This is a genomic window from Rhizobium sp. C1 (genome assembly GCF_021026335.1).
GTDB lineage: Bacteria > Pseudomonadota > Alphaproteobacteria > Rhizobiales > Rhizobiaceae > Ensifer_A.
Genome location: NZ_JAJNCY010000001.1, coordinates 68675 through 93706, shown reverse-complemented (window position 1 = coordinate 93706; position 25032 = coordinate 68675). Strand labels below are relative to the sequence as shown.

Here is a 25032-nt window from a genome sequence, read left to right as displayed (position 1 = left end):
AACTTGCATTCGGGGTCATTGCCGGATGACATAGGAGCAACCTCTAAAGAACAAGACAAGGACGACAAGTCCGGGGAACATCATCGGCGCGACGTACAAGAGAGCGAAAATCGCCAGCGCAGCGCCTCATAAAATACACTGGGTGAACATGGCAGAAAATCAGTCTTCCGTCGTTTCGGCGAAAAATCTGGGCCTGACCTTTCAGACGAATGACGGACCCGTCAACGCGCTGACCGGGGTCAATCTGGAGGTGCGCAAGGGCGACTTCGTGTCCTTTATCGGCCCGTCCGGCTGCGGCAAGACGACGTTCCTGCGCGTCATTGCCGATCTCGAACGTGCGACCGAAGGACAGATCCTCGTCAACGGCACGACGCCGGAAGATGCGCGCAAGAACCGCTCCTATGGCTATGTGTTTCAGGCCGCGGCGCTCTATCCCTGGCGCACCATCGAGAAGAACATTGCCCTTCCCCTTGAAATCATGGGCTATTCCAAGGACGAACAGAAGAAGCGGATCGAGCATACGCTTTCGCTGGTCAACCTCTCCGGCTTCGGCAAGAAATATCCCTGGCAGCTTTCCGGCGGCATGCAGCAGCGCGCTTCGATCGCCCGCGCGCTCGCCTTCGACGCCGATCTTCTTCTTATGGACGAACCCTTCGGCGCGCTCGACGAAATCGTCCGCGACCACCTGAACCAGCAGCTTCTCGAACTCTGGGCGCGCACCAACAAGACGATCTGTTTCGTCACCCACTCGATCCCGGAGGCCGTCTATCTCTCGACCAAGATCGTCGTCATGAGCCCGCGCCCCGGCCGCGTCACCGATGTGATTGAATCGACACTGCCGAAGGAGCGCCCGCTCGACATCCGCGAAACGCCGGAGTTTCTGGCCATTGCCCATCGTGTCCGCGAGGGGCTGAAGGCGGGGCATAGCTATGATGATTGAGTGCGGCATTCTCCGCTACTCTCCCCCCTTGAGGGGGAGATGTCTGCGTAGCAGACAGAGGGGGGTGCGCCACCCTCTGTCGTCCATGGGGCGCCCCCCTCTGTCACTTCGTGACATCTCCCCCTCAAGGGGGGAGAGTGACGCTGCGGCAAGCGGAGATCGCCCATGACCACCCTCCGCACCAAAGTCTGGCCCATCCTCGCAGTCCTCGTCGTCATCATTGCGGCATGGTATGCCGCAGCCCTGATCATGAACCGTACGCTCGCCGTCGAGGAAGCCGCCCGCAAGGGCGAGGTGCTGACCACGGGCGCGATGTGGCTGAAATCCTATTCCATGGACAAACCGCTGCTCCCCGCGCCCCACCAGATCGTCAAGGAAATCTGGAATTCCACAGCGACGATGAGCATCACGTCCAAGCGCTCTCTGGTCTACCACGCCTGGATCACGCTTTCCGCCACCCTCCTCGGCTTCGCCCTCGGCACGGCACTCGGCATCGCGCTCGCCGTCGGCATCGTGCATAACCGGGCCATGGACAAGTCGATGATGCCGTGGGTCATTGCCAGCCAGACGATCCCGATCATGGCGATTGCGCCCATGCTCATCGTGGTGCTGAATGCCATCGGCATTTCCGGCCTTCTGCCCAAGGCGCTGATCTCGACATATCTCTCCTTCTTCCCCGTCGTCGTCGGCATGGTGAAGGGGCTGCGCTCGCCGGAAATCATCCAGCTCGATCTCATGCACACCTATCATGCCAGCCGCACACAGGTGTTCTGGAAGCTGCGCTTCCCCGCCGCCATTCCCTTCCTCTTCGCCTCGCTGAAAGTCGGTATCGCCATTTCGCTCATCGGCGCGATTGTGGGTGAACTGCCGACCGGCGCGGTCGCGGGCCTCGGCGCGCGGCTCCTCTCCGGCTCCTATTACGGCCAGACGATCCAGATCTGGGCGGCGCTCTTCGTCTCCTCCATCGTGGCCGGCCTCCTCGTCTTCATCGTCGGCGGCATCGAGCGCCTCGTCTATCGTATGATGGGCGCCAGACCGGAGGCCACGGCATGAGCGCGATTGTCGTCATCATCCTGGCACTTGCCGTCTGGCTCGGAAGCTGGGCGCTGAACGAATATCTCGTCCGCCTGAAACCGGCGGGACCCGCTGCCGAGCGGCAGATCGGCTTTGCCGTGCCAGCCATTTTCGGCATCTGCCTTCTCGCGCTCTGGGAACTGCTTGCCCGCGGCCTCGCCATTCCGGAAATCCTGCTCCCCGCCCCCAGCATCATTATCGAAGCGGCGCTCAACGCCCTGCCGATCATCGGCATCGATGTCTGGCAGACGGTGTTCAAGGAAGTTCTGCCCGGCTACGTCATTGGCTGCGGCGCGGGCTTGCTCGCGGCATTCGTCATCGACCGCTCGCCTTTCCTCAAGGCGGGCCTGCTGCCGCTCGGCAATCTGGTCTCGGCGCTGCCCATCGTCGGCCTCGCGCCGATCATGATCATGTGGTTCGGCTTCGAATGGCAGTCCAAGGCGGCGATCATCGTCACGATGATCTTCTTCCCGATGCTGATCAACACGATCACCGGCCTTGCCGCCTCGGGCCACATGGAGCGCGATCTGATGCGCACCTATGCCGCCTCATGGCCGCAGACGCTGCTGAAGCTGCGCCTGCCCGCCGCATGGCCTTTCATCTTCAATGCGCTGAAGATCAATTCGACGCTCGCCATGATCGGAGCGATCGTGGCCGAATTCTTCGGCTCGCCCTCGGTCGGCATGGGCTTCCGCATCTCGACCGAAATGGGCCGCATGAACACGGCCATGGTCTGGGCGGAAATTCTGGCCGCCGCCATCGCCGGCTCGCTTTTCTACGGGATCGTCGCGCTGATCGAACGCAAGGTCACGTTCTGGCATCCCTCTGTCCGTGGGGGGCAGAGGTAAAAGGCAGGTTCGCCTGCCTCAATCAAGGTTCCGTCCGTGGTGGACGGGAGAAACAAAAAGAGGGTTGAACAATGAAAAAGACAATTGCTTCGCTCATGCTCGGCACCGCGCTCGCCCTTTCCGGCGTGGCGGCACATGCTGCCGACAAGGTCACGCTGCAGCTGAAATGGGTCACGCAGGCCCAGTTCGCCGGCTATTTCGTCGCCAAGGACAAGGGCTACTACAAGGAAGAAGGTCTCGACGTCGACATCAAGCCGGGCGGCCCGAACATCGCACCGGAACAGGTGATCGCCGGCGGCGGCGCCGACGTCATCGTCGACTGGATGGGTGCGGCCCTTGCTGCCCGCGAAAAGGGCGTTCCGCTCGTCAACATCGCCCAGCCCTACCAGAAATCCGGCCTCGAAATCATCTGCCCCAAGGATGGTCCGATCAAGAAGATCTCCGACTTCAAGGGCCACACGGTCGGTGTCTGGTTCTTCGGCAACGAAGTCCCCTTCTTCGCACTGATGAACAAGGAAGGCATTCCAACGGACGGCGGACCGAACGGCGTCAAGGTTCTGCAACAGAGCTTTGACGTCCAGCCGCTCATCCAGAAGCAGGCCGACTGCATTCACGTCATGACCTATAACGAACTCGGTCAGGCCATCGACGCCGGCTTCACGCTCGATAAGCTGACGGTCTTCGACTACACGAAGATGGGCGCCGACCTGCTCGAAGATGGCCTCTACGTGATGCAGGACAAGCTGAAGGATCCGAAGTTCAAGGGAGACATGGTGAAGTTCGTCCGTGCCTCGATGAAGGGCTGGGCCTATGCCAAGGCGCATCCGGAAGAAGCTGCCGGCATCGTTCTCGACAACGACTCCACCGGCGCGCAGACCAAGGAACACCAGGTCTACATGATGGGTGAAGTGGCGAAGCTCTTGGGCGACTCCACCGGCGTCCTCGACAAGGCCGCCTATGACCGGACGGAAGCCGCCGTTCTGGCGCAGAAGATCATCACCAAGAAGCCTGAAGGCGCCTGGACGCATGAGATCACCGACGCTGCGCTGAAGAAGTGATCGGCGCAAATCTGAAAACCGGTGCGCGGGCTCAAAGGCCCGCGCATTGCCGTTTTCAGAAGAACATCCCGCTGCTGCCAGCTTCTGACAGCAGTCGCTAAGGTCCGCGATTGAGCTTCCATCGGCAGCGCAATAAAGATCGCGTGCCTGCAATTCGAAGTCTCAGGGGCTTTCCGCCTTCGCATTCGACGCTTCGTGAAATGCATCAGGAGGCGATTTGCGAATAACAGTGTGCATCTTCTTCAAAACCATTTGCCGTGCAGCCGCGTAACGGTGATCAACAAGGGTGAGACGGGATTTTTTGCACCGCCGCAAAAAACTGGAATATCGCTGCGCAATATGTTGTATTAAAGCTCTATCGAATGGACCAGCTCACTTGTCATCTGAGTAGTTGATCCCCACATGCCGCGAGGTCGTTTTCGAGCAGTTGGGAGCACCGCCCCAATGTGATGGAAACATAGCATAAATTGATTGGTTATCTCGCATTTTTCAATGCTTACAAGCTGAACGACTATACGTTTTTCGACTTGAGAATGAGGGGCTTTCTGTCTGCAAGCGTGGGCATAGACAGGAAGAAAGGAAAGTCGCAGGGGCGCGTTTGACAACGTGCCGGCAGAGGGTTCGAAACAGACATGACGACGACGACATCCAAAGCAAACTGGCTGCTGGCAACGGTGGCTATTCTGATGGCTGCACCGGTTTGGGCAGAAGACGCGCCCGCGACGCCAGATGCAAAGCCCTTGATCAATGCCCCGTCCATCGTTGTCACCGCCGTGACCGAGCGGAAGCTGACGGATCGTGTTTTGACCTCCGGCACCATCCAGCCGGTCGAGGAAGTCTATGTGCAGCCGCTCGTCGAGGGCCTGTCGATCAAGACGCTCAAGGCCGATGTGGGCGACAAGGTGAAGGCGGGCGATGTGCTCGCAAACCTTATGGACGACACGCTGATCCTGCAGAAGAGCCAGCTCGAGGCCAACAAGGCAAAGGTCATTGCCGCCGGCGCGCAGGCAGAAGCTCAGCGCCTGTCTGTCAAGACCAATCTCGATGAGGCCAATCGCCAGCTTGGCCGTGGCGAAGCGCTCGCCAAGAGCGGTACGATCTCGACGGCCCAGCTCGACCAGTTGAAGGCCGCAGCCACCTCGGCGGCCGCCTCGCTGAACTCGGCCGAGCAGGCGATCAAGGCTAATGCCGCCGACATGAAGGTCATAGAGGCGCAGATCGCCGATATCGATCTCAAGCTCTCGCGCACCGCGGTCAAGGCCCCGGTCGATGGCGTCATCTCCGCCCGCACCGCCAAGGTGGGCGCTATTGCCAGTGGCGGCGGCCAGCCGCTCTTCACGCTGATCCGCGACGACGCGCTGGAACTGAAAGCGGACCTCGCCGAAGAAGATGTGCTCAAGGTCGCCAAGGGTCAGAAGGTGACGATCTCGCTCGCCGGTTCCGGCACGAAGATCCCCGGCACCGTCCTGAAGGTCGACCCGACCGTGAACGCGACAACGCGGCTTGGTTCGGTTGAAGTCAAGATCGACAATCCGGAGACCGCCCGTTCCGGCATGTATGCCCAGGCCGACATCACGGTGGCCGAGCGCACCGCTCCCTCGCTGCCCGTGACCGCCGTCACGACCAACAGCGAAGCGACAACCGCACGTCTCGTCAAGGACGACGTCGTTCACATCGTGCCGGTCGAAACCGGCATCCAGGACGGCCAGTATATCGAAATCCGCAAGGGCCTTGCTCCCGGCGACAAGGTCGTCGCCAAGGCGGGCGCCTATGTGCGCGATGGCGACCGCGTGAAGCCGGTCGAGTCGCTGGCCGCGACAACGAACTGAGAGGCGCGAGGCGACGATGAACTTTTCAGCCTGGTCGATCCGCAATCCCGTAGCACCCTTGCTGGCGTTTTTCCTGCTGCTCTTCATGGGCATTCAGGCTTTCAACAAGCTGCCCATCACGCGTTTCCCGAATATCGACGTGCCGGTCATCTCGGTGGCCGTCAGCCAGAGCGGTGCGGCGCCCTCCGAGCTTGAAAGTCAGGTCACCAAGATCATCGAAGACGCGGTCGCCGGCATAGCCGGCATCGACTACATCCAGTCGAACATCACCGACGGCCTATCGACAACTGCGGTCGTCTTCAACATCGAAGTTCCGACCAATCAGGCGCTTCAGGACGTCAAGGACGCGGTCGACCGCATCCGCAGCACGCTTCCCGCCTCGATCGACGACCCCAAGGTCTCGAAGATCGACGTCGAAGGTCAGGCGATCCAGACCTACGCCGTCTCCTCGCCCAACATGACGCTGGAAGAGCTGTCGTGGTTTGTGGACGACACCGTGAAGCGCGCACTGCAAGGCGCCAAGGGCGTCGGCCGCATCGACCGTTTCGGCGGCGCCGACCGCGAAATCCATGTCGCACTCGACCCGCTGAAGATGAAGTCCTTTGGCATCTCCGCCTCGGACGTCAACACGCAGCTGCGCCTGACGAATGCCGACCTCGGCGCCGGCCGCGGCCAGATCGCCGGCGGCGAACAGACGATCCGCACACTCGGCGATGCCCGCTCGGTGGCCGCGCTCGAGCAGAAGACGATTGCGCTTCCCAACGGCCGCTTCGTCAAGCTTTCCGATATCGGCACGATTACCGACACTTACAAGGAGCCGGTCTCGTTCTCGAATTTTGACGGCAACCCCGTCGTCACCTTCGCCGTGTTCCGCGCCAAGGGCGCCAGCGAAGTGACCGTCGCCGACGAGGTGCAGAAAGCGCTCGACAAGGTCAAGGCGAAGAACCCCAATGTGAAGATCGAGCTGGTCAATGACAGCGTCTACTTCACCTATGGCAATTACGAAGCCGCTATCGACACGCTGATCGAGGGCGCGCTTCTCGCCATCATCGTGGTGTTCCTGTTCCTGCGCAACTGGCGCGCCACGCTGATTTCGGCCGTGGCGCTGCCCCTCTCCGCGATCCCGACCTTCTGGATCATGGATCTCATGGGCTTCTCGCTCAACCTCGTCAGCTTCCTCGCACTGACGCTGGCGACCGGCATTCTCGTTGACGACGCCATCGTGGAAATCGAGAACATCGCCCGCCATATCCGCATGGGCAAGACGCCCTATCGCGCGGCAATCGAAGCCGCAGACGAAATCGGTCTGGCCGTGATTGCGACGACCTTCACGATCATCGCCGTCTTCGCGCCGGTCTCCTTCATGCCGGGCATTCCGGGCCAGTATTTCATCCAGTTCGGCCTCACCGTCGCCTTTTCGGTCTTCTTCTCGCTTATGGTGGCGCGCCTCATCACACCAATGATGGCCGCCTATCTGATGCGTTCCAAGGACAGCGTGCCGGACCACGGCGACCACGATGGCGCGATCATGCGGGCCTATACCGGGCTCATCCGAACGACGACACGTCCCGTCGCGCGCTATCTCACACTGCTGGCCGCGCTAGGCTTCCTCGTCGGCTCGGTCTACTTGCTGAGCAAGGTTCCCGGCAGCTTCCTGCCGCCGGAAGATTCCGGCCGCATCACGCTTTCGGTGGAACTGCCGCCCAGCACCTCGCTGGACCAGACCAACAAATCGACAGCCGCGATCTATGACAAGGTCAAGGATATCGCCGGAGTGCAGGACGTCTTCATCCTCGGTGGTTCCTCGCCCAAGGGCGACCTGTCGATCACCAAGGCCACTGTGACGCTGCTGCTGAAGCACAAGGAAGCCTCGCTGGTTACGGCTCTCGTCAACGACCTTGCCGGGAACCTGCCGGTGATCGGCCAGTATCTGCCGAAAGTGACCCCGAAGGGTCGCGTTCGTCCGCAATGGGATATCGAAAAGGAAGTCTTCGCCAAGCTGAAGGATATTCCGGACGTGCGCCTGCTGCGTCTCAACGACCGCGGCGACCGCGACCTCTCTTTCAACATCCTGTCGGCCAACGAGGCGGACCTGAACAAGGCCGTCGCCCTGCTGGAATCGCGTCTGCGTCAGGAATCGGTTCTGGCCAATGTCAGCTCGGAAGGCGCGCTGCCGCGCACCGAACTGCGCATCATGCCGCGTTCGGATCAGATCGCTCGCCTCGGCATCACCGTGCAGCAGATCGCCGAAGCGGTGCGCGTGGCGACGATCGGCGATGCGGATGCCGCGCTGCCGAAGATGGCGCTCGACAATCGCCAGATCCCGATCCGCGTCATGTTCAATCTGGACATGCGTCATGACTTGGCAGCGATCAAGGCGATCCGCCTGCGCACTGCTGCAGGTGCGACCGTTCCGCTGGCCAGCGTGGCCGATGTGATCTTCTCGGAAGGTCCGAGCTCGATCAAACGGCAGGACCGCAACCGCGTCGTGACCATCGGCGCCGACCTGCCGCAGGGCGTGGCGCTCGACACCGCCACCGCCCGCTTCAAGGCAGCCGCCAAGGAGGTCAAGCTGCCGGCCAGCGTCCAGTTCCTGGAAAGCGGCGACGCCAAGGTTCAGGGCGAGATGGTGCACAGCTTCGGCAACGCCATGCTGCTCGGCCTCCTCCTTGTGCTGATGGTGCTGATCCTGCTCTTCAAGGACGTCATCCAGCCGTTCACGATCCTGTTCTCGCTGCCACTCGCCATCGGCGGCGTGGCGGCAGGCCTGATCGTAACCGGCAATTCGCTGTCCATGCCTGTTCTCATCGGTATCCTGATGCTGATGGGCATCGTGACGAAGAACGCGATCCTGCTCGTCGACTTCGCCATCGAGACGATGCACAAGGGCGAAAATCGCGTGCAGGCCATGATCGAGGCCGGCCGCAAGCGCGCGCGCCCCATCGTCATGACCTCGATCGCCATGTCGGCCGGCATGCTGCCCTCAGCGCTGGGTGTCGGCGAAGGCGGCGCGTTCCGCTCGCCGATGGCGATTGCGGTGATCGGTGGCATTATTGTCTCGACCGTGCTGTCGCTCGTCGTCGTGCCGTCCTTCTTCCTGATCATGGACGACCTCTCCCGCCTGCTGGGCCGCCTCTTTGGCCGCATCATCGGCAAGAAGGAAGATGAGGCCGAACCTCCGAGTGCCGAAGAGCTCGGCGCGGCGGTCGCCCAGACCGGCCGCACCGTGCAGTCGCTCGACGAGCGCCTCACAGCGCTGGAAACAAGGGCGGACAAGGACGCCTCCAACCGGGCGGCGAGCAATATCCGCGCCCTGCCCAACCTCGCGGCGGAATAGCCGCCGCGACGACCTCCGACGAACACGATGGCCGGGTGAAAATCCGGCCATTATCAATTCCGGAGTTGATCGAAATCAAACCGGCCCCTTCTTGAACGCGGTATGACAAGACCAATGCAGCGTTGGGTGGCTTGGTTGACCAGAGCGACTTGGCGACAGGATCAACCCCGCGCGCTGCTGCGCTATGGGCGCTCCCTTGGTGGACGCCCATGAGGCCGGGAGATGTGAACTGTGATCAAGGTCTTGAAATTGAACGTTCGCGAAAAAGAGATTCTTCTGCGATCCTATTTTCTGAGCGAACTGCCGTCGTCCACGGCCGCCCGGATTGTCGAGCACGTGATCGTGGCAAGCCACGAAGCGCGTGATCCGATCTTCAAGCAGGGTGAGAAGGCGGACTATTTCTACACCGTGCTGACCGGCTTTGTCCGCGTCTTCCGTCTGAGCAAGGATGGCCGCGAAGCCGATATCGGCATCTACGGCCCCGGCGAGACTTTTGCAGAGGGCGTGATGTTCAACGGCGGCATCTACCGCTTCTGCGCGCAGTCGGCAGAGGCCGTCACGATTGCCCGTTATGAAGTCGACAAGATCAAGCAGTTTGCCTCCCAGGACCCTGCGATCGGAATTGCTTTGACAGCTTCGCTGTCACGCAATCTCGATCAGGCTCTGGAATGCGTCGCGGACGACCGTCTTCACACGGCCCCGCAGCGCGTCGCCAACTTCATTCTGCAGAACTGCCCGGAAAATGCGAATTCCGCCCGTTTCCGGCTGCCGTTCCAGAAGAGCCTCCTGGCCGGCAAGCTGGGTCTGGCGCCAGAAGCCCTGTCACGCGCCTTCTCGGCCCTGAAACCGGCCGGCGTCAGCGTCCATGGCCGCATCATCGAGATCGGCGATGTGAACGCGCTGAGGAATTTCTAGCCGGCCCACGGCTCCGGACACACGTTTCCACGGGGGTGGACGGGGCGGCTCGCCTCTTTCGAAAGAAAGAGCGGGCCGTCCCACTTTTCAGGACATGCCCGCACAGGCTCCCGCGGGCACCAGAGATCAGAGCCCGCCCTGCACCTTCAGGAAATCGACGATCGCGCCAACGCCCTCGCCGCGCTTCATGTTGGAAAACACGAAGGGCCGCCCGGCCCGCTGCTTGGTGGCATCCCGCTCCATGACGCCCAGATCGACATCGACATGCGGAGCCAGATCGGCCTTGTTGATGACCAGCAGATCGGAGCGCGTGATCCCCGGCCCGCCCTTGCGCGGAATTTCCTCGCCCTGGCAGACGGAGATGACATAGATCGTGATATCGGCCAGATCGGGCGAGAAGGTCGCCGCCAGATTGTCGCCGCCCGATTCGATGAAGACGAGATCGAGATCGGGGAAGCGCTGGTTCAGCCCCGAAATTGCCTGCAGATTGATCGAGGCGTCCTCGCGGATCGCCGTGTGCGGACAGCCCCCTGTCTCGACCCCGACAATCCGATCAGACGTCAGCGCCTGCATGCGCACCAGAGCATCGGCATCCTCGCGTGTATAGATGTCGTTGGTCACGACAGCCACCGAATAGTCGCCGCGCATGGCCTTGCACAGTTCCGCCGTCAGCGCCGTCTTGCCGGAGCCCACGGGGCCGCCGATGCCCACCCTCAGGGGTCCGTTCTGCGATTTCATGGGGTCATTCTCCAGTTTTCAAAGCCATTCCAGGAAAAGTGGAAACCGGTTTCCCGTCCGGAATTGCATACAAGCGAAAATATCACGAGCGGAACAGCCGCGTCGCCTGCGTCTCATGTTTCAGCGAGGAAATCTCGGCGATAAAGGTCGCCGAACCAAGATCATCTTCGGTGCAGTCTATGAGGCCGTCCGCAAGCGACGCCACATGCTCCTCGAAGGAGGCCAGCAACCCGACGCCCTGTTTCTGTCCGATCACGCCGCAGCGGATCGCAACCGAAACCAGCTGGCTGAGATTGGCGTGCAGATAGGCCGCAAGCCCCGCCTCGAGCCCCGTCTCGTGTGCCCCGGCCATCGCGCCAGCGGCCACCGGATAAGCGACCCGCCCGTCGGTACGCACGCGCACCTCGTCCAGCGCCGCATGCGGCCAATCGCGCGCGGCATCGACAAAGGCCGTGCCAAGCGACACGGTCTCCGCCAAACGTTCGGCAGAGCCCGCAAGGGCCAGCGCCAGATCGTTGATCTCGGCCAGAACAGTCTCACCGCAGGCGCGGTAGCTCAACGAGAAAAAGATTGCGTCCGTCTTCATCGCGCCATGCGCCATCAACCCGTCGAGCCATACGGCAAGACTGTCGCGGTCGCGAATGCGGCCATCGGCAATCGCCCGCTCCAGCCCGCCCGAATAGGCGAACGCCCCAATCGGAAAGGCCGGCGACAGCCAGGTCATCAGACGGATCAGCGCCGTGGTATGCCGGCGTTCAGTCGTGGTGATGGCCATGTGCATGACCCTGCCCTCCGGAGTGATAAGCGCCGCGCACCGGTTGGAAAGCTTCGCGAACATGTCGGACCGTGGCACCAAGGCCGATCAGCATGTCCTCGATGACGTGATCGCGGAGAATGAGGATGCGCCCCTCCTCGACCTGTGCGGCGAGATGCCTGTTGCCGAGATGCCAGGCGAGCTCGATGAGATGCAGACGGTCGCGGGGCACGATTTCGAGCAGATCCTCTTCCGCCGCGACGACTTTCAGACAGGTTCCGTCATCCAGCGACAACAGATCTCCATCCGCGAGCATCACAGTTTCCTTGAGATCCAGCATGACCATGCCGCCACTTTCTGGATGCAGCAGCTTGCGCCGCAAATGCCGCCCGTCATGCGGCAGCACCACCGTATCGACCGGCGGAGAATGTGGCTCTCCGGAAGCCAGAACCGAGATCGCGCGTAACATGGAAATCCTTCAGCAAACGCGTGAAATCAAATCCAATTCACAGGCGAAAGGCAAGCCGTTGCGAGGCCCGGCATGACAAAAATGTTGCACCGCAACCGTCTGGGCAGATTAAATTTTGTCCATCTTGGTGCTGTCAATGGCGCGACAGCGCCATCGATCCGCCGGCAGCAATCAGTGCGCCGCCAACAAGACGATTGAGATTGACGAAAACACGGGTCGACTTGATGAAACGACCGAGCACCGCCCCCGCCGCCGCATAAAGGGCAACGGCCAGAACCTCGAGAACGAGGAAGGCACCACCCATCTGCAAAAGCTGCGACCAGGCAGGCATTGACGGATCGATGAACTGCGGAAAGAAGGCCGTGAAGATCGCAATGGCCTTCGGATTGGCAATCGCCATGGTGAAATCCCGCCGCATCAGCGCCTTCAGCGCGACATCGCCGGACTGCATCTCGGCAAACTGTTTGGCCTTCCGCAGCAACTGAAAGCCGGTATAGACGAGGTAGACGGCACCGGCGATCTTGATCACCAGAAACGCTTCGGCAGATGCGGCCAGCACGGCGCCCAGCCCGAGGACGGTGATCCCGATCAGCGCGGCAAAGGCGGGAATGCGGCCCAACCCGCCGAGGCAGGCCGTGAAAAAGCCCAGCCGCGCGGCGTTGGAAAAGGCCAACATGTTGTTCGGCCCCGGCGCGCAATTCAGCGCGAAACAGGCGGGAATGAAAAGTGCCCAGGCGATCATGAAATTCCCCTCATATGATCATTAACGCCGCTCTTCACGGCCATGCCAGATGCGCACAACGAACAACCTTTCCTGCTCTTCGTCCAGCCGATAGCGAAGGATATATGCACTATTGCCGAATGGAATGAAAAGCTGCCGGTCAGTTGGCCGCTCTTCCATGACAATTCCGAGCCTCGGATTTTCCTGGAGCCGAAGAAAACCGCTCTTGATCGCCATCATGGCTTTCTCCGCAGCAAGCGGGTTGCGAGAAAGAAGAAAGCCCTGGAGCCGCCGCAGGTCCTGCCGAGCCTCAGGCAGTACCCGGATCTTCAAGCGGCACCCGCCACCTTGCGCCGCGCCTCATCAGCCAGAGTGTCGAGTTCGACAAGAATATCCTCAAGCGAGATTGACTCGCCCGTTTCAAGATACTTCGCCCACCGCCGGTCATCCTCGGCAAATTCCTCGGCCAATCGCTCGGCCTCATCGGCATGTTGCCGGAGAACGTTTTCCGCGAGTTCGGACAAGGTCGATCCCTCACGTTCCGCAATGACGGAAAGACGCTCAATCAATTCGCGGTCGATGGCTAGATGTTCTTTTGTGCTCATGGGGCTATCATAACACACAGCTGGGCCGCTCTAAAACCCGCATAAAACGGGGAATACAGCTGCCCCATTGGCAGATCATTCCCGGAACGACAAGGGCCGGCACACCGAGAGATTTGCCGACCCTTTCATATGATCCGCTGAATTGCGAGCCCGCTGAAACTCAGGCGGCCTGCTTGCGGCGCAGGGCTTCCAGGATATTCTGCGGGGAGGAAACGCCGTAGGGATCAGTGTCGCAATTGTCGGAGAAACCTTCCTCCTCGAACCACTGCTCCACGACGCCATTGTCGATGACGGCGGCGTAGCGCCAGGAGCGCAGGCCGAAGCCCAGATTGTCCTTGCGCACCAGCATGCCCATCTTGCGCGTGAACTCGCCCGAGCCATCCGGGATGAGCTTGACGTTTGCGAGACCCTGCGACTTGCCCCAGGCATTCATCACGAAGGCGTCGTTGACAGAGATGCAATAGATCTCGTCGATACCCTCAGCCTGGAATTCGGAATAGAGCTTTTCAAAATCCGGCAGCTGGTAGGTCGAGCAGGTCGGGGTGAACGCGCCCGGCAGCGAGAAGAGGACGACGCGCTTGCCGCCGAAATAGTCCGCGGAGGTGACATCCTGCCAGCGGAACGGATTGGGGCCACCGATCGATTCATCGCGAACGCGCGTGCGGAAAGTAACGTCGGGCACCTTGCGGCCAATGAGCATGGATCGTCTCCTTCGAAAAATGAACAGGCCCCGCCAAAGGGCCGACAGAACAATACTTATTTTAGATAATCACTTTTCGAGTGCAGCGCAGCATAGGAGGTGGATTTCAACAGCCGCGCATGGGAGCTATTCGCTCAGCGCATGGCGGAAGGCCGAAAATCGCACCTAACGCCGGCTCTCATGCGCCATAGCTTTGGCTGCACTGGGGCCAAAGGCCCTGTGCCGGCAACATGAGAAGTAGCCCGCCGACCCTTCATGGAGTGCCGGCGGGTGTCTTGCTTGAGATCAGAACAGAAAATACCGCTGCGCCATCGGCAGAACCGTTGCCGGCTCGCAGGTGAGCAGAACGCCATCGGCCCGCACCTCATAGGTCTCCGGGTCCACCTCGATATGCGGCATCGCCGCGTTGTGGATCATAGAAGCCTTGGTCAGCCCGCCGCGGGTGTTCTTCACCGCGATCATGTTCTTGGCCGTGCCGAGCTTGTTCTTCAGCCCACCATCCAGCGCTGCCTGCGAAACGAAGGTGACGGAAGAGTTCGTCAGCGCCTTGCCATAGGCGCCGAACATCGGGCGGTAATGCACTGGCTGCGGCGTCGGGATGGAGGCATTCGGGTCGCCCATCGGGGCAGCCGCAATCGTGCCGCCGATCAACACCATATCCGGCTTCACGCCGAAGAAAGCCGGGTTCCAGATGACGAGGTCGGCGCGCTTCCCGATCTCGATGGAGCCGATCTCATGGCTGAGCCCATGCGCCAGCGCCGGGTTGATCGTGTATTTGGCGATGTAGCGCTTGACGCGGAAATTGTCGTTGTCGCCGGTCTCTTCCGGCAGGGGCCCACGCTGACGCTTCATCTTGTCTGCTGTCTGCCATGTGCGGATCGCCACTTCGCCGACACGGCCCATGGCCTGGCTGTCGGAAGAGATGATCGAGAAAGCGCCGATGTCGTGGAGAATGTCTTCCGCCGCGATCGTCTCCTTGCGGATGCGGCTCTCGGCAAAGGCGATGTCTTCCGGGATCGACGCCGACAGGTGATGGCAGACCATCAGCATGTCGAGATGCTCGGCAATCGTGTTGACCGTATACGGCCGCGTCGGGTTGGTGGACGACGGAATGACATTCGGCTGGCCGCAGATCTTGATGATGTCCGGCGCGTGCCCGCCGCCCGCCCCTTCCGTGTGGAAGGCATGGATGGTGCGGCCCTTGATCGCCGAGATCGTGTCTTCCACGAAGCCGCTTTCGTTAAGCGTGTCGGTGTGGATCATCACCTGCACGTCGTATTCGTCAGCGACGGACAGGCAGCAATCGATCGCGCCCGGCGTCGTGCCCCAGTCCTCATGCAGTTTCAGCGACGATGCACCGGCCAGCACCATTTCTTCCAGCGCGCCAGGCAGCGAGGCATTGCCCTTGCCGGCAAAGGCGAGGTTCATCGGGAAGGCGTCGGCGGCCTCGATCATGCGGGCAATGTGCCAGGGGCCGGGCGTACAGGTCGTGGCAAGCGTCCCATGCGCAGGCCCCGTGCCGCCGCCGAGCATGCAGGTCAGCCCGCTCATCAGCGCTTCCTCGATCTGCTGCGGGCAGATGAAGTGAATGTGGCTGTCCATGCCGCCGGCAGTGATGATCTTGCCCTCCCCGGCAATCGCTTCCGTGCCGGGGCCGACGATGATGTTGACTCCCGGCTGCGTGTCCGGGTTTCCGGCCTTTCCGATCGCGTGGATGCGACCGTCCTTCAGCCCGACATCCGCCTTGTAGATGCCGGAATGATCGACGATCAGCGCGTTCGTGATGACGGTGTCCACCGCGCCCGCCGCGCGCGTCACCTGACTCTGGCCCATGCCATCGCGAATGACCTTGCCGCCGCCGAATTTCACTTCCGAGCCATAGGTGGTGAAGTCCTTCTCCACCTCGATAAAGAGTTCCGTATCAGCGAGCCGCACCTTGTCGCCGGTTGTCGGGCCGAACATGCCGGCATAGGCCGCGCGGGACATTTTGTAAGACATGAGCCGTAAACTCCTGATCCGGTTAGAGCAATTCCGAGCCGAAAGTGGAAACCGGTTTCGCGTCCGGAATTGGGTAAAAACAAAGAGGTAGAACATTTCGGCGTTTCAGTGAAACGCCGAAATGTTCTAGGCGTGTTTCTGTTCAATGATCCGCGTGACCAGGCCCTTGGCCTCCAGCGGTTCGAGATAGCGTTTTTCGGCATCCCATGGATGCCCGTCCCAGCCCTGATGCGAGAAACCGGCAAGGCCGATGCGATCATCGCCCGCCATGCGGTTTTCGATCAGGTCGGCAATCGTCACGAGCCCGGTCGACGGCGTCACATAGCGCGCGGGCGAGAAGGCAGACAGCGCCTCGTCAAGCCGCTCGTGCACATCACGCGGAACGACCCGGAAACCCTTGCCCTCGCCTCGCGCATAGGCCCGGAAACCCTCGGAATAATCGTCGCAGAAATCATCGAGTTCGGGATGACTGACAGAGAGCGGTGCGCGCATTTCGGCAAATTTCTGCGGATCGCGCACGCACCAGATTTCCTCCGCCGCCTTCACCGAAGGATGGGCGCGCCAGCCCGGCTCTTCCAGCATCTTCTTGCCTGGCCGCCCGGTGTTGCAGACAACCACAATATCGGTGCGCGTAGCATCCTCGCCCGCAGAACGGCAGTCATTGAACCGCACGACCGCATGCGCATCGGCGATCGCTTCCCGGGCCCGCTGCCCGATCTCGCCATTGCCCACCACCATGAAGAGACGGCCCATTCCTACTTCGTCTCCCCGTCGTCCATCAGGGCCTTCAAATCGGCAATCCGCTTCTTCGTCAGCTCCTCCTGGCAACCGGCAACCAGCATCGGCTCCATGGACCCACCGCGCGCACCAAAGCCGATGCCCTCGCAATGCCCGTCGCGATAGTCGATCCAGGCACGCTGCGCCTTCTTGAGGGCCGCAGCCGCACCCTTCAGATTGGGCTGATCGGCATAGTCGTCATCCTGCTTCTTGGTGTAGGCAACCGCCTTCTTGTAGACAGCGTTCAGCTCGTCATCCGCCTTCTGGAAATCATCCCAGGCACAGATGTTCATCTCCGCCTGAGAGCCTTCCGGATTGCACTTCATCTCGTCATCGGCAAAGGCCGGGGACGCTACGAATAATGCTAAGGGTGCAAGGCAAAACGCGAGCTTCTTCATGGTCACTGCGCATCCTCGTTGGCGGCGCGCCCCTCTTCGAGCATCGACCGCAGTTCTTCCGTTCGCTTCTGCGTGAGTTCGGCCCGGCACGACGCGATCTCCATCGACTGCATGGACCCGCCGTCAGCACTCGGTTCCCCGCACTTCCTGTCGCGCTTCCTGATCCAGTCGCGCTGCGCCTTCTTCAGGATTGCAACGGCGCTTTCGTCGTCCGACTGAGGGTCCGAGTTGGCATCCTCCGACTTCGCAAAGGCCATGGCCTCGCGATAGACGGCATTCAACTCGTCATCGGCCTTTTGCAGATCATCGGACGCACAGGCGTTCATCTCCATCTGCGTACCGTCGGGATTGCATTCGATCTCGTCATCGGCCATCGCCGACGTCGCCCACAGCATTAGCAAAGGCGCGAGAACCGGAAGTAGCGTCCTCATGCGCGTCATCAGAGCTTGCCCATGACATCCTGACGGAAGCCATAAATCTCGCGGTTGCCCTCCATCGGGATCAGGTTGACGCTGCGCGTCTGCCCGGGCTCGAAGCGAACAGCGGTGCCGGCGGGAATGTCGAGCCGCAGGCCGCGGGCCTTCTCGCGGTCGAATTTCAGGCCCGGATTGGTCTCGTAGAAATGATAGTGCGAACCGACCTGCACCGGCCGGTCGCCGGCATTCGACACGTCGATCGTGATCACCGGAAGCCCGGCATTGAGTTCGATTTCGCCTTTGGCAGCAATGATTTCGCCCGGAATCATGAATCTTTCTCCCAGCTTCTTAGCGGATCGGCTCATGCACGGTGACGAGCTTCGTCCCGTCCGGGAACGTCGCCTCGATCTGCACGTCGTGGATCATCTCGGCCACGCCTTCCATGACCTGCGCGCGGGAAATGACATGCGCGCCGGCTTCCATGAGTTCGGACACGGGTCGGCCGTCGCGCGCGCCCTCGACGACGAAGTCGGTGATGAGCGCGATCGCTTCCGGATGGTTGAGCTTCACGCCCCGCTCCAGCCGGCGGCGCGCGACCATGGCGGCCATGGAAATCAGCAGCTTGTCTTTTTCTCGTGGAGTGAGGTTCATGGGGAATCCGCTGTATTGAAGAAACTCAAGTGTTCCAGACTTTCGGCAAGGCCGCACCATTGCGCAAGAGCGAAATGACCGGGCTCAGAATTTTTCTGAGACGTTGCCCGTCCGCCGCCGCGATCCGGACAATCAGCTTGCCGTCCCACTGGCTCGCGCCCGCATCCGCGTCACCCAGCACTGCCCGAATTTTAGGCAGAAGCACCTCACCCGAAGGTCCGCAATAAAGCAGCGTGGCGAAAGCGAGGTTCCCGGCAAGCACCGGCGCGAGGCTTGCAATGTCGTTGACCGCGCCATCGAGCCGCGCGTCCTCCGCATGAATGAGGCGACCCGCGCGGCGAATGCGCCAGCGGTCGCGGAAGAGACCGGTATTGACGAGTTCGCCCATGGCCGTTCGCCCGAGGATCACTGCCTCGACGCCCACAAATTCGGCATCAGTCGCCAGATCGACATCGAGCCGGCGGTTGAGATGGCCGTAATCGAAGAGGATCGTTTCCTGCGGCAGCCAGGAGAGCCGCGCCCCCTCGCCCGCTCTCAAGACAGCCTCGACTTCGGCTGCACCTTCACTGGCCTTGTAGACCTTCTCGCAAGCCTGCGTGGTGACCGTCACATCGGTATTCGCTTCGGCCTCGACGGCCCAGGAAATCCGGTCGCCCCCCGTCAACCCGCCGGATGTGTTGATCAGCACGGCTTCCAGCGTGTCGTCGAACGTGTCGGGAAGCCTGATTTTTGCGCAGCCTTCCTGAAACAGCGTCTCGATCCGGCTCTTGCCGTCCGAGCGCTTGACGGAAAGCCTGCCGCTTCCCTTGGCTCTTTGCGGACGGCCAATCACCGCTTCCTGCACGCTCATTTCAGTAACTCTCTGCTTCTCATTTCCGATCGGCCGGAGGATGACTCCAGGCCTCGCCCACGAAAAAGCAAGAACCGGACCAGACAGCAGAAAGTCATGCGCAACTCGCTATATTTCGCGAGTGAACGTAACCCCCGATCACACCGTCAGGTGCCGCCGCGCCTCCTGCGTGTCGAGCGTTTCCGCCAGCCCCTCGTGAACGATCTCGCCGCGATCCATGATATACACATAGTCCGCCAGTTCGCGGCAGAAATCGAGATACTGTTCCACAAGCAGAATGGCCATGCCGGTGGAATCGCGCAGATATTTCAGCGCCCGGCCGATATCCTTGATGATCGACGGCTGGATGCCTTCCGTCGGCTCGTCGAGAACGATAATCTTCGGCCGCGTCACAAGCGCCCGCCCGATCGCAAGCTGCTGCTGCTGCCCGCCGGACAGGTCGCCGCCGCGGCGGGCGAGCATGGATTGCAGTACCGGAAACAGGCTGAAGATATCGTCCGGAATGTTCCGCTCGGCCCGCTTCAGCGGCGCGTAACCCGTCTCGAGATTCTCCTTCACCGTCAGCAGCGGAAAGATCTCGCGCCCCTGCGGCACATAGCCGATACCGGTCTTCGCACGGGCATAGGGCGGCAGCCCGTTCAGCACCGTGCCCTGAAAGGCAATCTCGCCGCCAGAGAGCGGGTGCTGGCCGGTGACCGCGCGCAAGAGCGACGACTTGCCCACCCCGTTGCGCCCGAGCACGCAGGTGATCTTGCCCATCTCGGCCTTCAACGACACGCCGCGCAGGGCCTGTGCTGCGCCATAATGAAGGTTTGCGTTTTCAACGGTCAGCATGTCATCGCCCCAGATAATTCTCGATCACCTTCGGATCGTTCGACACGAAATCGATCGAGCCCTCAGCGAGCACCGACCCTTCGGCCAGGCACGTCACCTTCACACCCAGATCGCGGATGAAGCCCATGTCGTGCTCGACCACCACGACCGAGCGGGTCTTGGCGATTTCGCGGAGCAGGATGGCGGTTTCCGCGGTCTCCGCATCCGTCATGCCGGCGACCGGCTCGTCGACGAGGAGAAGCTGCGGCTCCTGCGCCAGCAGCATGCCGATTTCCAGCCACTGCTTCTGTCCATGCGACAGGTTGGCGCCGAAATCATCCTTGCGATGGGTCAGCCGAACCGTGGCGAGAATTTCCTCGATACGGTCCTTGTCCTCGCCCGTGAGCTTGTAGAACAGCGTGCCGAAGACACCGCGCTTCCGGTTCAACGCCAGTTCCAGATTGTCCCATACGGTATGGCTTTCGAACACAGTCGGCTTCTGGAATTTCCGGCCGATGCCGAGCTGGGCGATATCCGCTTCGTCCTTGGTCGTCAGGTCCACAGTGCCGTTGAAGAACACTTCGCCAGAGTCAGGGCGGGTCTTGCCGGTAATGATATCCATCATCGTTGTCTTGCCCGCCCCGTTCGGGCCGATAATGGCGCGCAGCTCGCCGGGCTCGACCACGAAGGAGAGCGAGTTCAGGGCCTTGAACCCGTCAAAGGAGACCGAGACGCCGTCGAGATAGAGAAGGCTGCTTGGCTTGTAGTTTTTCAGATCGCTCATTGCGCCGCCTCCGCCTGTTCTGCACCCGTGGTGTCTGCGGGCTTGTCCGCGACCGCAGCCTTCGCCTTGCGCTTGGCCATGAACTCGGCGACCGTGCCGACGATCCCCTTGGGCAGGAAGAGCGTGACGGCGACGAACAGTGCGCCGAGCGCGAAGAGCCAGAATTCCGGCCAGATACCCGTGAAGATCGTCTTGCCGCCATTGACCAGGATGGCGCCGAGGATCGGGCCGATCAGCGTGCCGCGCCCGCCGACCGCCGTCCAGATGACGACTTCGATCGAGTTGCCCGGCGCGAATTCGCCCGGATTGATGATGCCGACCTGCGGCACGTAAAGCGCGCCGGCGACGCCCGCCATCATCGCCGAGACGACGAAGGTGAAGAGCTTGTAGTTCTCGACGCGATAGCCGAGGAAGCGTGTACGGCTTTCCGCATCGCGGATACCGACCAATACCTTGCCGGCCTTGGAGCGCACGATGCCAGAGGCGATCATGAGCGACAGCGCCAGCGCAATGGCCGAGGCCGCGAAGAGCACGGCGCGAGTGGAGTCCGCTTGCACTTCAAAGCCGATGATGTCCTTGAAGTCGGTCAGACCGTTATTGCCGCCGAAGCCCATGTCGTTGCGGAAGAAGGCGAGCATCAGCGCATAGGTCATGGCCTGCGTGATGATCGACAGATAGACGCCGTTGACGCGGGAGCGGAAGGCGAACCAACCGAAGATGAAGGCAAGCAGGCCCGGCACGAAGAGCACCATGACACAGGCAAACCAGAACATGTCGAAGCCATGCCAGAACCAGGGCAGCGACTTCCAGTTCAGGAAGACCATGAAGTCGGGCAGGATCGGGTCGCCATAGGAGCCGCGCGAGCCGATCTGGCGCATCAGATACATGCCCATCGCGTAGCCGCCGAGCGCGAAGAAGGCGCCGTGGCCAAGCGAGAGAATGCCGCAGAAGCCCCAGACGAGATCGAGCGCCAGCGCCAGCAGCGCATAGTTCAGATACTTGCCGAAAAGCTGCATGACATAGGTCGGGATCTGCAGCGGGTTCGACGCCGAGAGCGACAGGTTCAGGACCGGTACGATGACGGCGATAGCAAGCAGGATGAGGATTGCAATCGAAACGCGCTTGTCGAGCGACTTGAGGAGGAACGAGGTGATCATGCTTCCACCGCCCTTCCCTTGAGCGCGAAGAGGCCGCGCGGTCTTTTCTGGATGAAGAGAATGATGAGCACGAGAACGATGATCTTTCCGAGCACTGCGCCCGCGTAAGGTTCAAGGAACTTGTTGACGATGCCGAGCGAGAGTGCGCCCACCAGCGTCCCCCACAGATTGCCGACGCCGCCGAACACCACGACCATGAAGCTGTCGATGATGTAGCCCTGACCAAGGTTAGGTGAGACGTTGTCGATCTGCGAGAGCGCCACACCGGCGATCCCCGCGATCCCGGAGCCCAGCGCGAAGGTCATGGCATCGACCCAGGGGGTGCGGATGCCCATGGAGGAGGCCATGCGGCGGTTCTGCGTGACGGCGCGCATCTGCAGGCCGATCGGCGAACGCTTGAGGAGTGTCAGGAGCGCGAAGAAGACGCCGAGCGTGAAGATGACGATCCACATGCGGTTCCAGGTGATCGTCAGCCCGCCAAGCTCGAACGCTCCGGACATCCAGGACGGATTGCCGACTTCGCGGTTGTTCGCACCGAAGATGGACCGCACGGTCTGCTGAAGGATCAGCGAAATGCCCCAGGTGGCCAGCAGCGTTTCCAGCGGCCGGCCGTAGAGGTGACGGATGACGAGGCGTTCAATGGCCAGTCCGACGAGAGCGGCGACCAGGAAGGCAACAGGAAGCGCAATGGCCAGAGACCAGTCGAACAGGCCGGGCGCATTCTGGCGGATCACTTCCTGCACGACATAGGTCGAATAGGCGCCCAGCATGACCATCTCGCCATGCGCCATGTTGATGATGCCCATGACGCCGAAGGTGATGGCAAGACCGATGGCGGCCAACAGCAGGACAGAGCTCAGCGAAATGCCGTACCAGACATATTGAGCGGCATTCCACAGTTCGAGCGAGCTGTTGATCGAGGCAATGGCGGAAGCGACCTGCGGCTTGAGACTATCATCCACCGTGCCGGCAATCGAGGAGAGCAGCGACAGCGAGTCCTGGCCGCCGACGGCGCGGATTTCGGCAATGGCCTTCGACTTTTCGTCGGGACCGAGATTGGAGAGAAGCACGGAGGCGGCCCGCGCCTGCGTCATGACCTTCTTCACCTCGCCGTCGGTTTCCTTGGCAATGGCGGCGTCCAGCGCCGGCAGCGCCTCGGCATTCGGGGATTTCAGAATGGTCTGCGCGGCGGCAAGCCGGACGGCGCGGTCCTTAGACTGCAGGGTCAACCCGCCCAGCGCATCGCGAATCGCGCGGCGCAGGCTGTTGTTGACCCTGATCTTGTCGATGGCGGCCTTCTGCTCCTCGCCGACAGCCTTCTGCGTCAGCGGATCGATGAGCTTGAATTTGGAGCCAGACTTTTCGGTGATGAAGACCTGCTTGTCGGCCTTGCGGAAATAAAGCTCGCCATCACCCAGCGCTTCCAGCGCAGGAACGACGGAGGCGTCGCCTGTGGCGGCGAGCGCGTTGACGGCATCTTCAATGGCCTTGAAATTGTCCGAAGCTAGCGCATTCACCATCGCGCTGGTCGCCTCGGCGGCGCGGGCCGCGGTGTGGGCGCCCGGCATGGCCACGAACAAGGCCAGAATGAGAGCGCCGAGGATTGTCTGGATCGCTTTGAACATGGGCCTCAATCGATTTTCAGGTCGTGTCAGAAGAGGAGAAGGCGAGCGCAGGACGCCCGCCTTCGTGCGAAATTCGCTTGAGGATCAGGAACCCTTGCCGCCGCACTTGCCGGTTTTGACGTTGAAGTTGCCGCAAGACATCGGCTTGCGCCAATCCGAGATCAGGTCCTTGGAGTCCGGCAGATAGTCGGACCATGCGTCGCCGACAACTTCAGGCGTTTGCTGAACGATGTCGAACTGGCCGTTGTCCTGGATTTCGCCGATGAGAACCGGCTTGGTGATGTGATGATTCGGCATGACGGTCGCATAGCCGCCCGAGAGGTTCGGAACCGTGACGCCGATGATCTTGTCGAGAACCTTGTCGGTATCGGTCGTGCCGGCGGCCTCGACGGCCTTCACCCAGGCATTGAAGCCGATATAGGCAGCTTCCATCGGGTCATTTGTGGTGCGCTTGTCGTTCTTGGTGAACGCATGCCATTCCTTGATGAATTCGGCATTCGCTGGCGTGTCGACCGATTCGAAGTAGTTCCAGGCAGCGAGGTGGCCAACCAGCGGCTTGGTGTCCATGCCGGAGAGCTCTTCTTCGCCAACCGAGAAGGCAACAACCGGAATGTCTTCGGCCTTGATGCCCTGGTTGCCGAGTTCCTTGTAGAAAGGAACGTTGGCATCGCCGTTGATGGTGGAGACCACGGCCGTCTTCTTGCCTTCGGAACCGAATTTCTTGATCGAGGCCACTTCGGCCTGCCAGTCGGAGAAGCCGAACGGCGTGTAGTTGACCTTGATGTCTTCGGCCTTGACGCCCTTGGACATCAGGTAGGCCTTCAGGATCTTGTTGGTCGTCTGCGGATAGACGTAGTCGGTGCCCTCAAGCACGAAGCGCTTCACGCCTTCCTTGTCCATCAGATAATCGACGGCCGGGATTGCCTGCTGATTCGGGGCAGCGCCGGTGTAGATGATGTTGCGGGAAGACTCTTCGCCTTCATACTGTACGGGATAGAAGAGGATCGAGTTCAGCTCTTCGAAGACCGGCAGGACCGACTTGCGCGACGAGGAGGTCCAGCAGCCGAAGACAGCCGCAACCTTGTCCTTGGAGATCAGTTCGCGGGCCTTTTCGGCAAACAGCGGCCAGTTGGACGCCGGATCGACGACAACAGGCTCAAGCTTCTTACCGAGAACGCCACCCTTCTTGTTCTGCTCGTCGATAAGCATGAGCATGACGTCCTTCAACGTCGTCTCGGAAATCGCCATGGTGCCCGACAGCGAGTGGAGGACGCCGACCTTGATCGTATCTTCGGCGAAAGCGCCGGAAATTGCCGTTGACGACATGGCGGCGGCAAGCGCCAGCCCCATCAGTTTGGTTTTGAAATTCATGACTCGAAAACCCCTCTGGAATTTGTGTTGGCGGCCGACTGCCGCAAGGCCCAGGCACTATCCGACGGGATTGTGCGCTGCGACATACGTCAATTGACGTAGGACAAGGGGTAATTCAGGAAATTCGAACATGCCTGGGGACCGTCGCAAATGAAATAATTATTGTCGCCAATAGCATCATAAAATGCGCCAGCCTGATGAAAT

General features: G+C 61.1%; 26 protein-coding genes. 7 read left to right on the top strand and 19 right to left on the bottom strand.

Annotation, left to right across the window (positions count from 1 at the left end; all coding sequences use genetic code 11):
* Positions 1–148 precede the first annotated feature (148 nt).
* The 7 genes from LQK83_RS00420 (at position 149) to LQK83_RS00390 (ending at position 10001) form a co-directional block, all read left to right on the top strand.
* Positions 149–940, top strand: a complete 792-nt coding sequence (locus tag LQK83_RS00420; protein ID WP_230835321.1) for an ABC transporter ATP-binding protein — start codon at positions 149–151, stop codon at positions 938–940.
* Positions 941–1105: 165 nt separating this feature from the next.
* Complete coding sequence (locus LQK83_RS00415) at positions 1106–1993, top strand: ABC transporter permease (RefSeq protein WP_230835320.1); 888 nt, start codon at positions 1106–1108, stop codon at positions 1991–1993.
* Positions 1990–2862 (top strand): ABC transporter permease, encoded by an 873-nt coding sequence (locus LQK83_RS00410; protein ID WP_230835319.1) that lies wholly within the window; start codon positions 1990–1992, stop codon positions 2860–2862. Before LQK83_RS00415 ends, LQK83_RS00410 begins: the two co-directional genes overlap by 4 nt.
* Before the next feature lie 71 nt (positions 2863–2933).
* Positions 2934–3920, top strand: a complete 987-nt coding sequence (locus LQK83_RS00405; protein WP_230835318.1) for an ABC transporter substrate-binding protein — start codon at positions 2934–2936, stop codon at positions 3918–3920.
* Between the two features lie 632 nt (positions 3921–4552).
* A complete protein-coding gene (locus tag LQK83_RS00400; protein ID WP_230835317.1) occupies positions 4553–5749 on the top strand; it encodes an efflux RND transporter periplasmic adaptor subunit in 1197 nt (398 codons plus the stop codon).
* Positions 5750–5765: 16 nt separating this feature from the next.
* Complete coding sequence (locus tag LQK83_RS00395; protein ID WP_230835316.1) at positions 5766–9086, top strand: efflux RND transporter permease subunit; 3321 nt, start codon at positions 5766–5768, stop codon at positions 9084–9086.
* Between the two features lie 231 nt (positions 9087–9317).
* Complete coding sequence (locus LQK83_RS00390; RefSeq protein WP_230835315.1) at positions 9318–10001, top strand: Crp/Fnr family transcriptional regulator; 684 nt, start codon at positions 9318–9320, stop codon at positions 9999–10001.
* 126 nt (positions 10002–10127) lie between these two features.
* On the opposite strand, the gene ureG is transcribed toward LQK83_RS00390, so the two are convergent.
* The 19 genes from ureG to urtA form a co-directional block, all read right to left on the bottom strand.
* Positions 10128–10739: an urease accessory protein UreG gene (gene ureG / locus LQK83_RS00385; RefSeq protein WP_230835314.1), complete on the bottom strand. Its 612-nt coding sequence runs from the start codon at positions 10737–10739 to the stop codon at positions 10128–10130.
* Positions 10740–10821: 82 nt separating this feature from the next.
* Entirely contained in the window at positions 10822–11520 is a 699-nt protein-coding gene (locus LQK83_RS00380) for an urease accessory protein UreF (RefSeq protein ID WP_230835313.1), read from the bottom strand.
* A complete protein-coding gene (locus LQK83_RS00375; RefSeq protein WP_230835312.1) occupies positions 11495–11962 on the bottom strand; it encodes an urease accessory protein UreE in 468 nt (155 codons plus the stop codon). The genes LQK83_RS00380 and LQK83_RS00375 overlap by 26 nt, the downstream gene beginning before the upstream one ends.
* Before the next feature lie 133 nt (positions 11963–12095).
* Positions 12096–12704: a LysE family translocator gene (locus LQK83_RS00370; protein ID WP_230835311.1), complete on the bottom strand. Its 609-nt coding sequence runs from the start codon at positions 12702–12704 to the stop codon at positions 12096–12098.
* Positions 12705–12725: 21 nt separating this feature from the next.
* On the bottom strand, positions 12726–13016 hold the full coding sequence (locus LQK83_RS00365) for a type II toxin-antitoxin system RelE/ParE family toxin (protein ID WP_230835310.1): 291 nt from the start codon (positions 13014–13016) through the stop codon (positions 12726–12728).
* Complete coding sequence (locus LQK83_RS00360; RefSeq protein WP_230835309.1) at positions 13013–13288, bottom strand: hypothetical protein; 276 nt, start codon at positions 13286–13288, stop codon at positions 13013–13015. The genes LQK83_RS00365 and LQK83_RS00360 overlap by 4 nt, the downstream gene beginning before the upstream one ends.
* A gap of 160 nt (positions 13289–13448) precedes the next feature.
* The gene (locus LQK83_RS00355; RefSeq protein ID WP_230835308.1) at positions 13449–13988 is read right to left on the bottom strand and encodes a peroxiredoxin; all 540 of its coding nucleotides are present in this window, start codon (positions 13986–13988) and stop codon (positions 13449–13451) included.
* 285 nt (positions 13989–14273) lie between these two features.
* Positions 14274–15986, bottom strand: coding sequence for an urease subunit alpha (gene ureC / locus LQK83_RS00350; RefSeq protein WP_230835307.1), 1713 nt, complete (start codon positions 15984–15986; stop codon positions 14274–14276).
* 126 nt (positions 15987–16112) lie between these two features.
* Positions 16113–16739 (bottom strand): Urease operon accessory protein, encoded by a 627-nt coding sequence (locus LQK83_RS00345; RefSeq protein ID WP_230835306.1) that lies wholly within the window; start codon positions 16737–16739, stop codon positions 16113–16115.
* A 2-nt stretch (positions 16740–16741) separates the two neighbouring features.
* Positions 16742–17161 (bottom strand): lysozyme inhibitor LprI family protein, encoded by a 420-nt coding sequence (locus LQK83_RS00340; RefSeq protein ID WP_230835305.1) that lies wholly within the window; start codon positions 17159–17161, stop codon positions 16742–16744.
* Between the two features lie 2 nt (positions 17162–17163).
* Positions 17164–17601, bottom strand: a complete 438-nt coding sequence (locus tag LQK83_RS00335) for a lysozyme inhibitor LprI family protein (RefSeq protein WP_230835304.1) — start codon at positions 17599–17601, stop codon at positions 17164–17166.
* The gene (locus tag LQK83_RS00330; protein ID WP_112696384.1) at positions 17601–17906 is read right to left on the bottom strand and encodes an urease subunit beta; all 306 of its coding nucleotides are present in this window, start codon (positions 17904–17906) and stop codon (positions 17601–17603) included. Before LQK83_RS00330 ends, LQK83_RS00335 begins: the two co-directional genes overlap by 1 nt.
* 19 nt (positions 17907–17925) lie before the next feature.
* A complete protein-coding gene (locus LQK83_RS00325; protein WP_109857016.1) occupies positions 17926–18228 on the bottom strand; it encodes an urease subunit gamma in 303 nt (100 codons plus the stop codon).
* A gap of 25 nt (positions 18229–18253) precedes the next feature.
* Positions 18254–19078: an urease accessory protein UreD gene (locus LQK83_RS00320; RefSeq protein WP_230835303.1), complete on the bottom strand. Its 825-nt coding sequence runs from the start codon at positions 19076–19078 to the stop codon at positions 18254–18256.
* Between the two features lie 138 nt (positions 19079–19216).
* The gene (gene urtE / locus LQK83_RS00315; RefSeq protein WP_230835302.1) at positions 19217–19912 is read right to left on the bottom strand and encodes an urea ABC transporter ATP-binding subunit UrtE; all 696 of its coding nucleotides are present in this window, start codon (positions 19910–19912) and stop codon (positions 19217–19219) included.
* Between the two features lies 1 nt (position 19913).
* Positions 19914–20675, bottom strand: a complete 762-nt coding sequence (gene urtD / locus LQK83_RS00310; RefSeq protein WP_230835301.1) for an urea ABC transporter ATP-binding protein UrtD — start codon at positions 20673–20675, stop codon at positions 19914–19916.
* Positions 20672–21832 (bottom strand): urea ABC transporter permease subunit UrtC, encoded by a 1161-nt coding sequence (gene urtC / locus LQK83_RS00305; RefSeq protein ID WP_230835300.1) that lies wholly within the window; start codon positions 21830–21832, stop codon positions 20672–20674. Before urtC ends, urtD begins: the two co-directional genes overlap by 4 nt.
* Complete coding sequence (gene urtB, locus LQK83_RS00300) at positions 21829–23352, bottom strand: urea ABC transporter permease subunit UrtB (protein ID WP_442966706.1); 1524 nt, start codon at positions 23350–23352, stop codon at positions 21829–21831. Before urtB ends, urtC begins: the two co-directional genes overlap by 4 nt.
* Positions 23353–23541: 189 nt before the next feature.
* On the bottom strand, positions 23542–24828 hold the full coding sequence (gene urtA / locus LQK83_RS00295) for an urea ABC transporter substrate-binding protein (RefSeq protein WP_230835299.1): 1287 nt from the start codon (positions 24826–24828) through the stop codon (positions 23542–23544).
* Positions 24829–25032 lie beyond the last annotated feature (204 nt).

Excerpts from the sequence above, each read along its gene's own strand:
- LQK83_RS00400 (WP_230835317.1), top strand. The coding sequence starts at position 4,553 with ATGACGACGACGACATCCAAAGCAAACTGGCTGCTGGCAACGGTGGCT.
- urtB (WP_442966706.1), bottom strand. The coding sequence starts at position 23,352 with ATGGTGAATGCGCTAGCTTCGGACAATTTCAAGGCCATTGAAGATGCC.
- LQK83_RS00330 (WP_112696384.1), bottom strand. The coding sequence starts at position 17,906 with ATGATTCCGGGCGAAATCATTGCTGCCAAAGGCGAAATCGAACTCAAT.
- LQK83_RS00420 (WP_230835321.1), top strand. The coding sequence starts at position 149 with ATGGCAGAAAATCAGTCTTCCGTCGTTTCGGCGAAAAATCTGGGCCTG.
- LQK83_RS00335 (WP_230835304.1), bottom strand. The coding sequence starts at position 17,601 with ATGACGCGCATGAGGACGCTACTTCCGGTTCTCGCGCCTTTGCTAATG.
- LQK83_RS00320 (WP_230835303.1), bottom strand. The coding sequence starts at position 19,078 with ATGAGCGTGCAGGAAGCGGTGATTGGCCGTCCGCAAAGAGCCAAGGGA.
- LQK83_RS00410 (WP_230835319.1), top strand. The coding sequence starts at position 1,990 with ATGAGCGCGATTGTCGTCATCATCCTGGCACTTGCCGTCTGGCTCGGA.
- LQK83_RS00370 (WP_230835311.1), bottom strand. The coding sequence starts at position 12,704 with ATGATCGCCTGGGCACTTTTCATTCCCGCCTGTTTCGCGCTGAATTGC.
- urtC (WP_230835300.1), bottom strand. The coding sequence starts at position 21,832 with ATGATCACCTCGTTCCTCCTCAAGTCGCTCGACAAGCGCGTTTCGATT.
- ureG (WP_230835314.1), bottom strand. The coding sequence starts at position 10,739 with ATGAAATCGCAGAACGGACCCCTGAGGGTGGGCATCGGCGGCCCCGTG.
- LQK83_RS00360 (WP_230835309.1), bottom strand. The coding sequence starts at position 13,288 with ATGAGCACAAAAGAACATCTAGCCATCGACCGCGAATTGATTGAGCGT.
- urtA (WP_230835299.1), bottom strand. The coding sequence starts at position 24,828 with ATGAATTTCAAAACCAAACTGATGGGGCTGGCGCTTGCCGCCGCCATG.
- LQK83_RS00375 (WP_230835312.1), bottom strand. The coding sequence starts at position 11,962 with ATGTTACGCGCGATCTCGGTTCTGGCTTCCGGAGAGCCACATTCTCCG.
- LQK83_RS00340 (WP_230835305.1), bottom strand. The coding sequence starts at position 17,161 with ATGAAGAAGCTCGCGTTTTGCCTTGCACCCTTAGCATTATTCGTAGCG.
- LQK83_RS00405 (WP_230835318.1), top strand. The coding sequence starts at position 2,934 with ATGAAAAAGACAATTGCTTCGCTCATGCTCGGCACCGCGCTCGCCCTT.
- LQK83_RS00380 (WP_230835313.1), bottom strand. The coding sequence starts at position 11,520 with ATGCACATGGCCATCACCACGACTGAACGCCGGCATACCACGGCGCTG.
- urtE (WP_230835302.1), bottom strand. The coding sequence starts at position 19,912 with ATGCTGACCGTTGAAAACGCAAACCTTCATTATGGCGCAGCACAGGCC.
- LQK83_RS00395 (WP_230835316.1), top strand. The coding sequence starts at position 5,766 with ATGAACTTTTCAGCCTGGTCGATCCGCAATCCCGTAGCACCCTTGCTG.
- LQK83_RS00415 (WP_230835320.1), top strand. The coding sequence starts at position 1,106 with ATGACCACCCTCCGCACCAAAGTCTGGCCCATCCTCGCAGTCCTCGTC.
- LQK83_RS00325 (WP_109857016.1), bottom strand. The coding sequence starts at position 18,228 with ATGAACCTCACTCCACGAGAAAAAGACAAGCTGCTGATTTCCATGGCC.
- urtD (WP_230835301.1), bottom strand. The coding sequence starts at position 20,675 with ATGAGCGATCTGAAAAACTACAAGCCAAGCAGCCTTCTCTATCTCGAC.
- ureC (WP_230835307.1), bottom strand. The coding sequence starts at position 15,986 with ATGTCTTACAAAATGTCCCGCGCGGCCTATGCCGGCATGTTCGGCCCG.
- LQK83_RS00345 (WP_230835306.1), bottom strand. The coding sequence starts at position 16,739 with ATGGGCCGTCTCTTCATGGTGGTGGGCAATGGCGAGATCGGGCAGCGG.
- LQK83_RS00355 (WP_230835308.1), bottom strand. The coding sequence starts at position 13,988 with ATGCTCATTGGCCGCAAGGTGCCCGACGTTACTTTCCGCACGCGCGTT.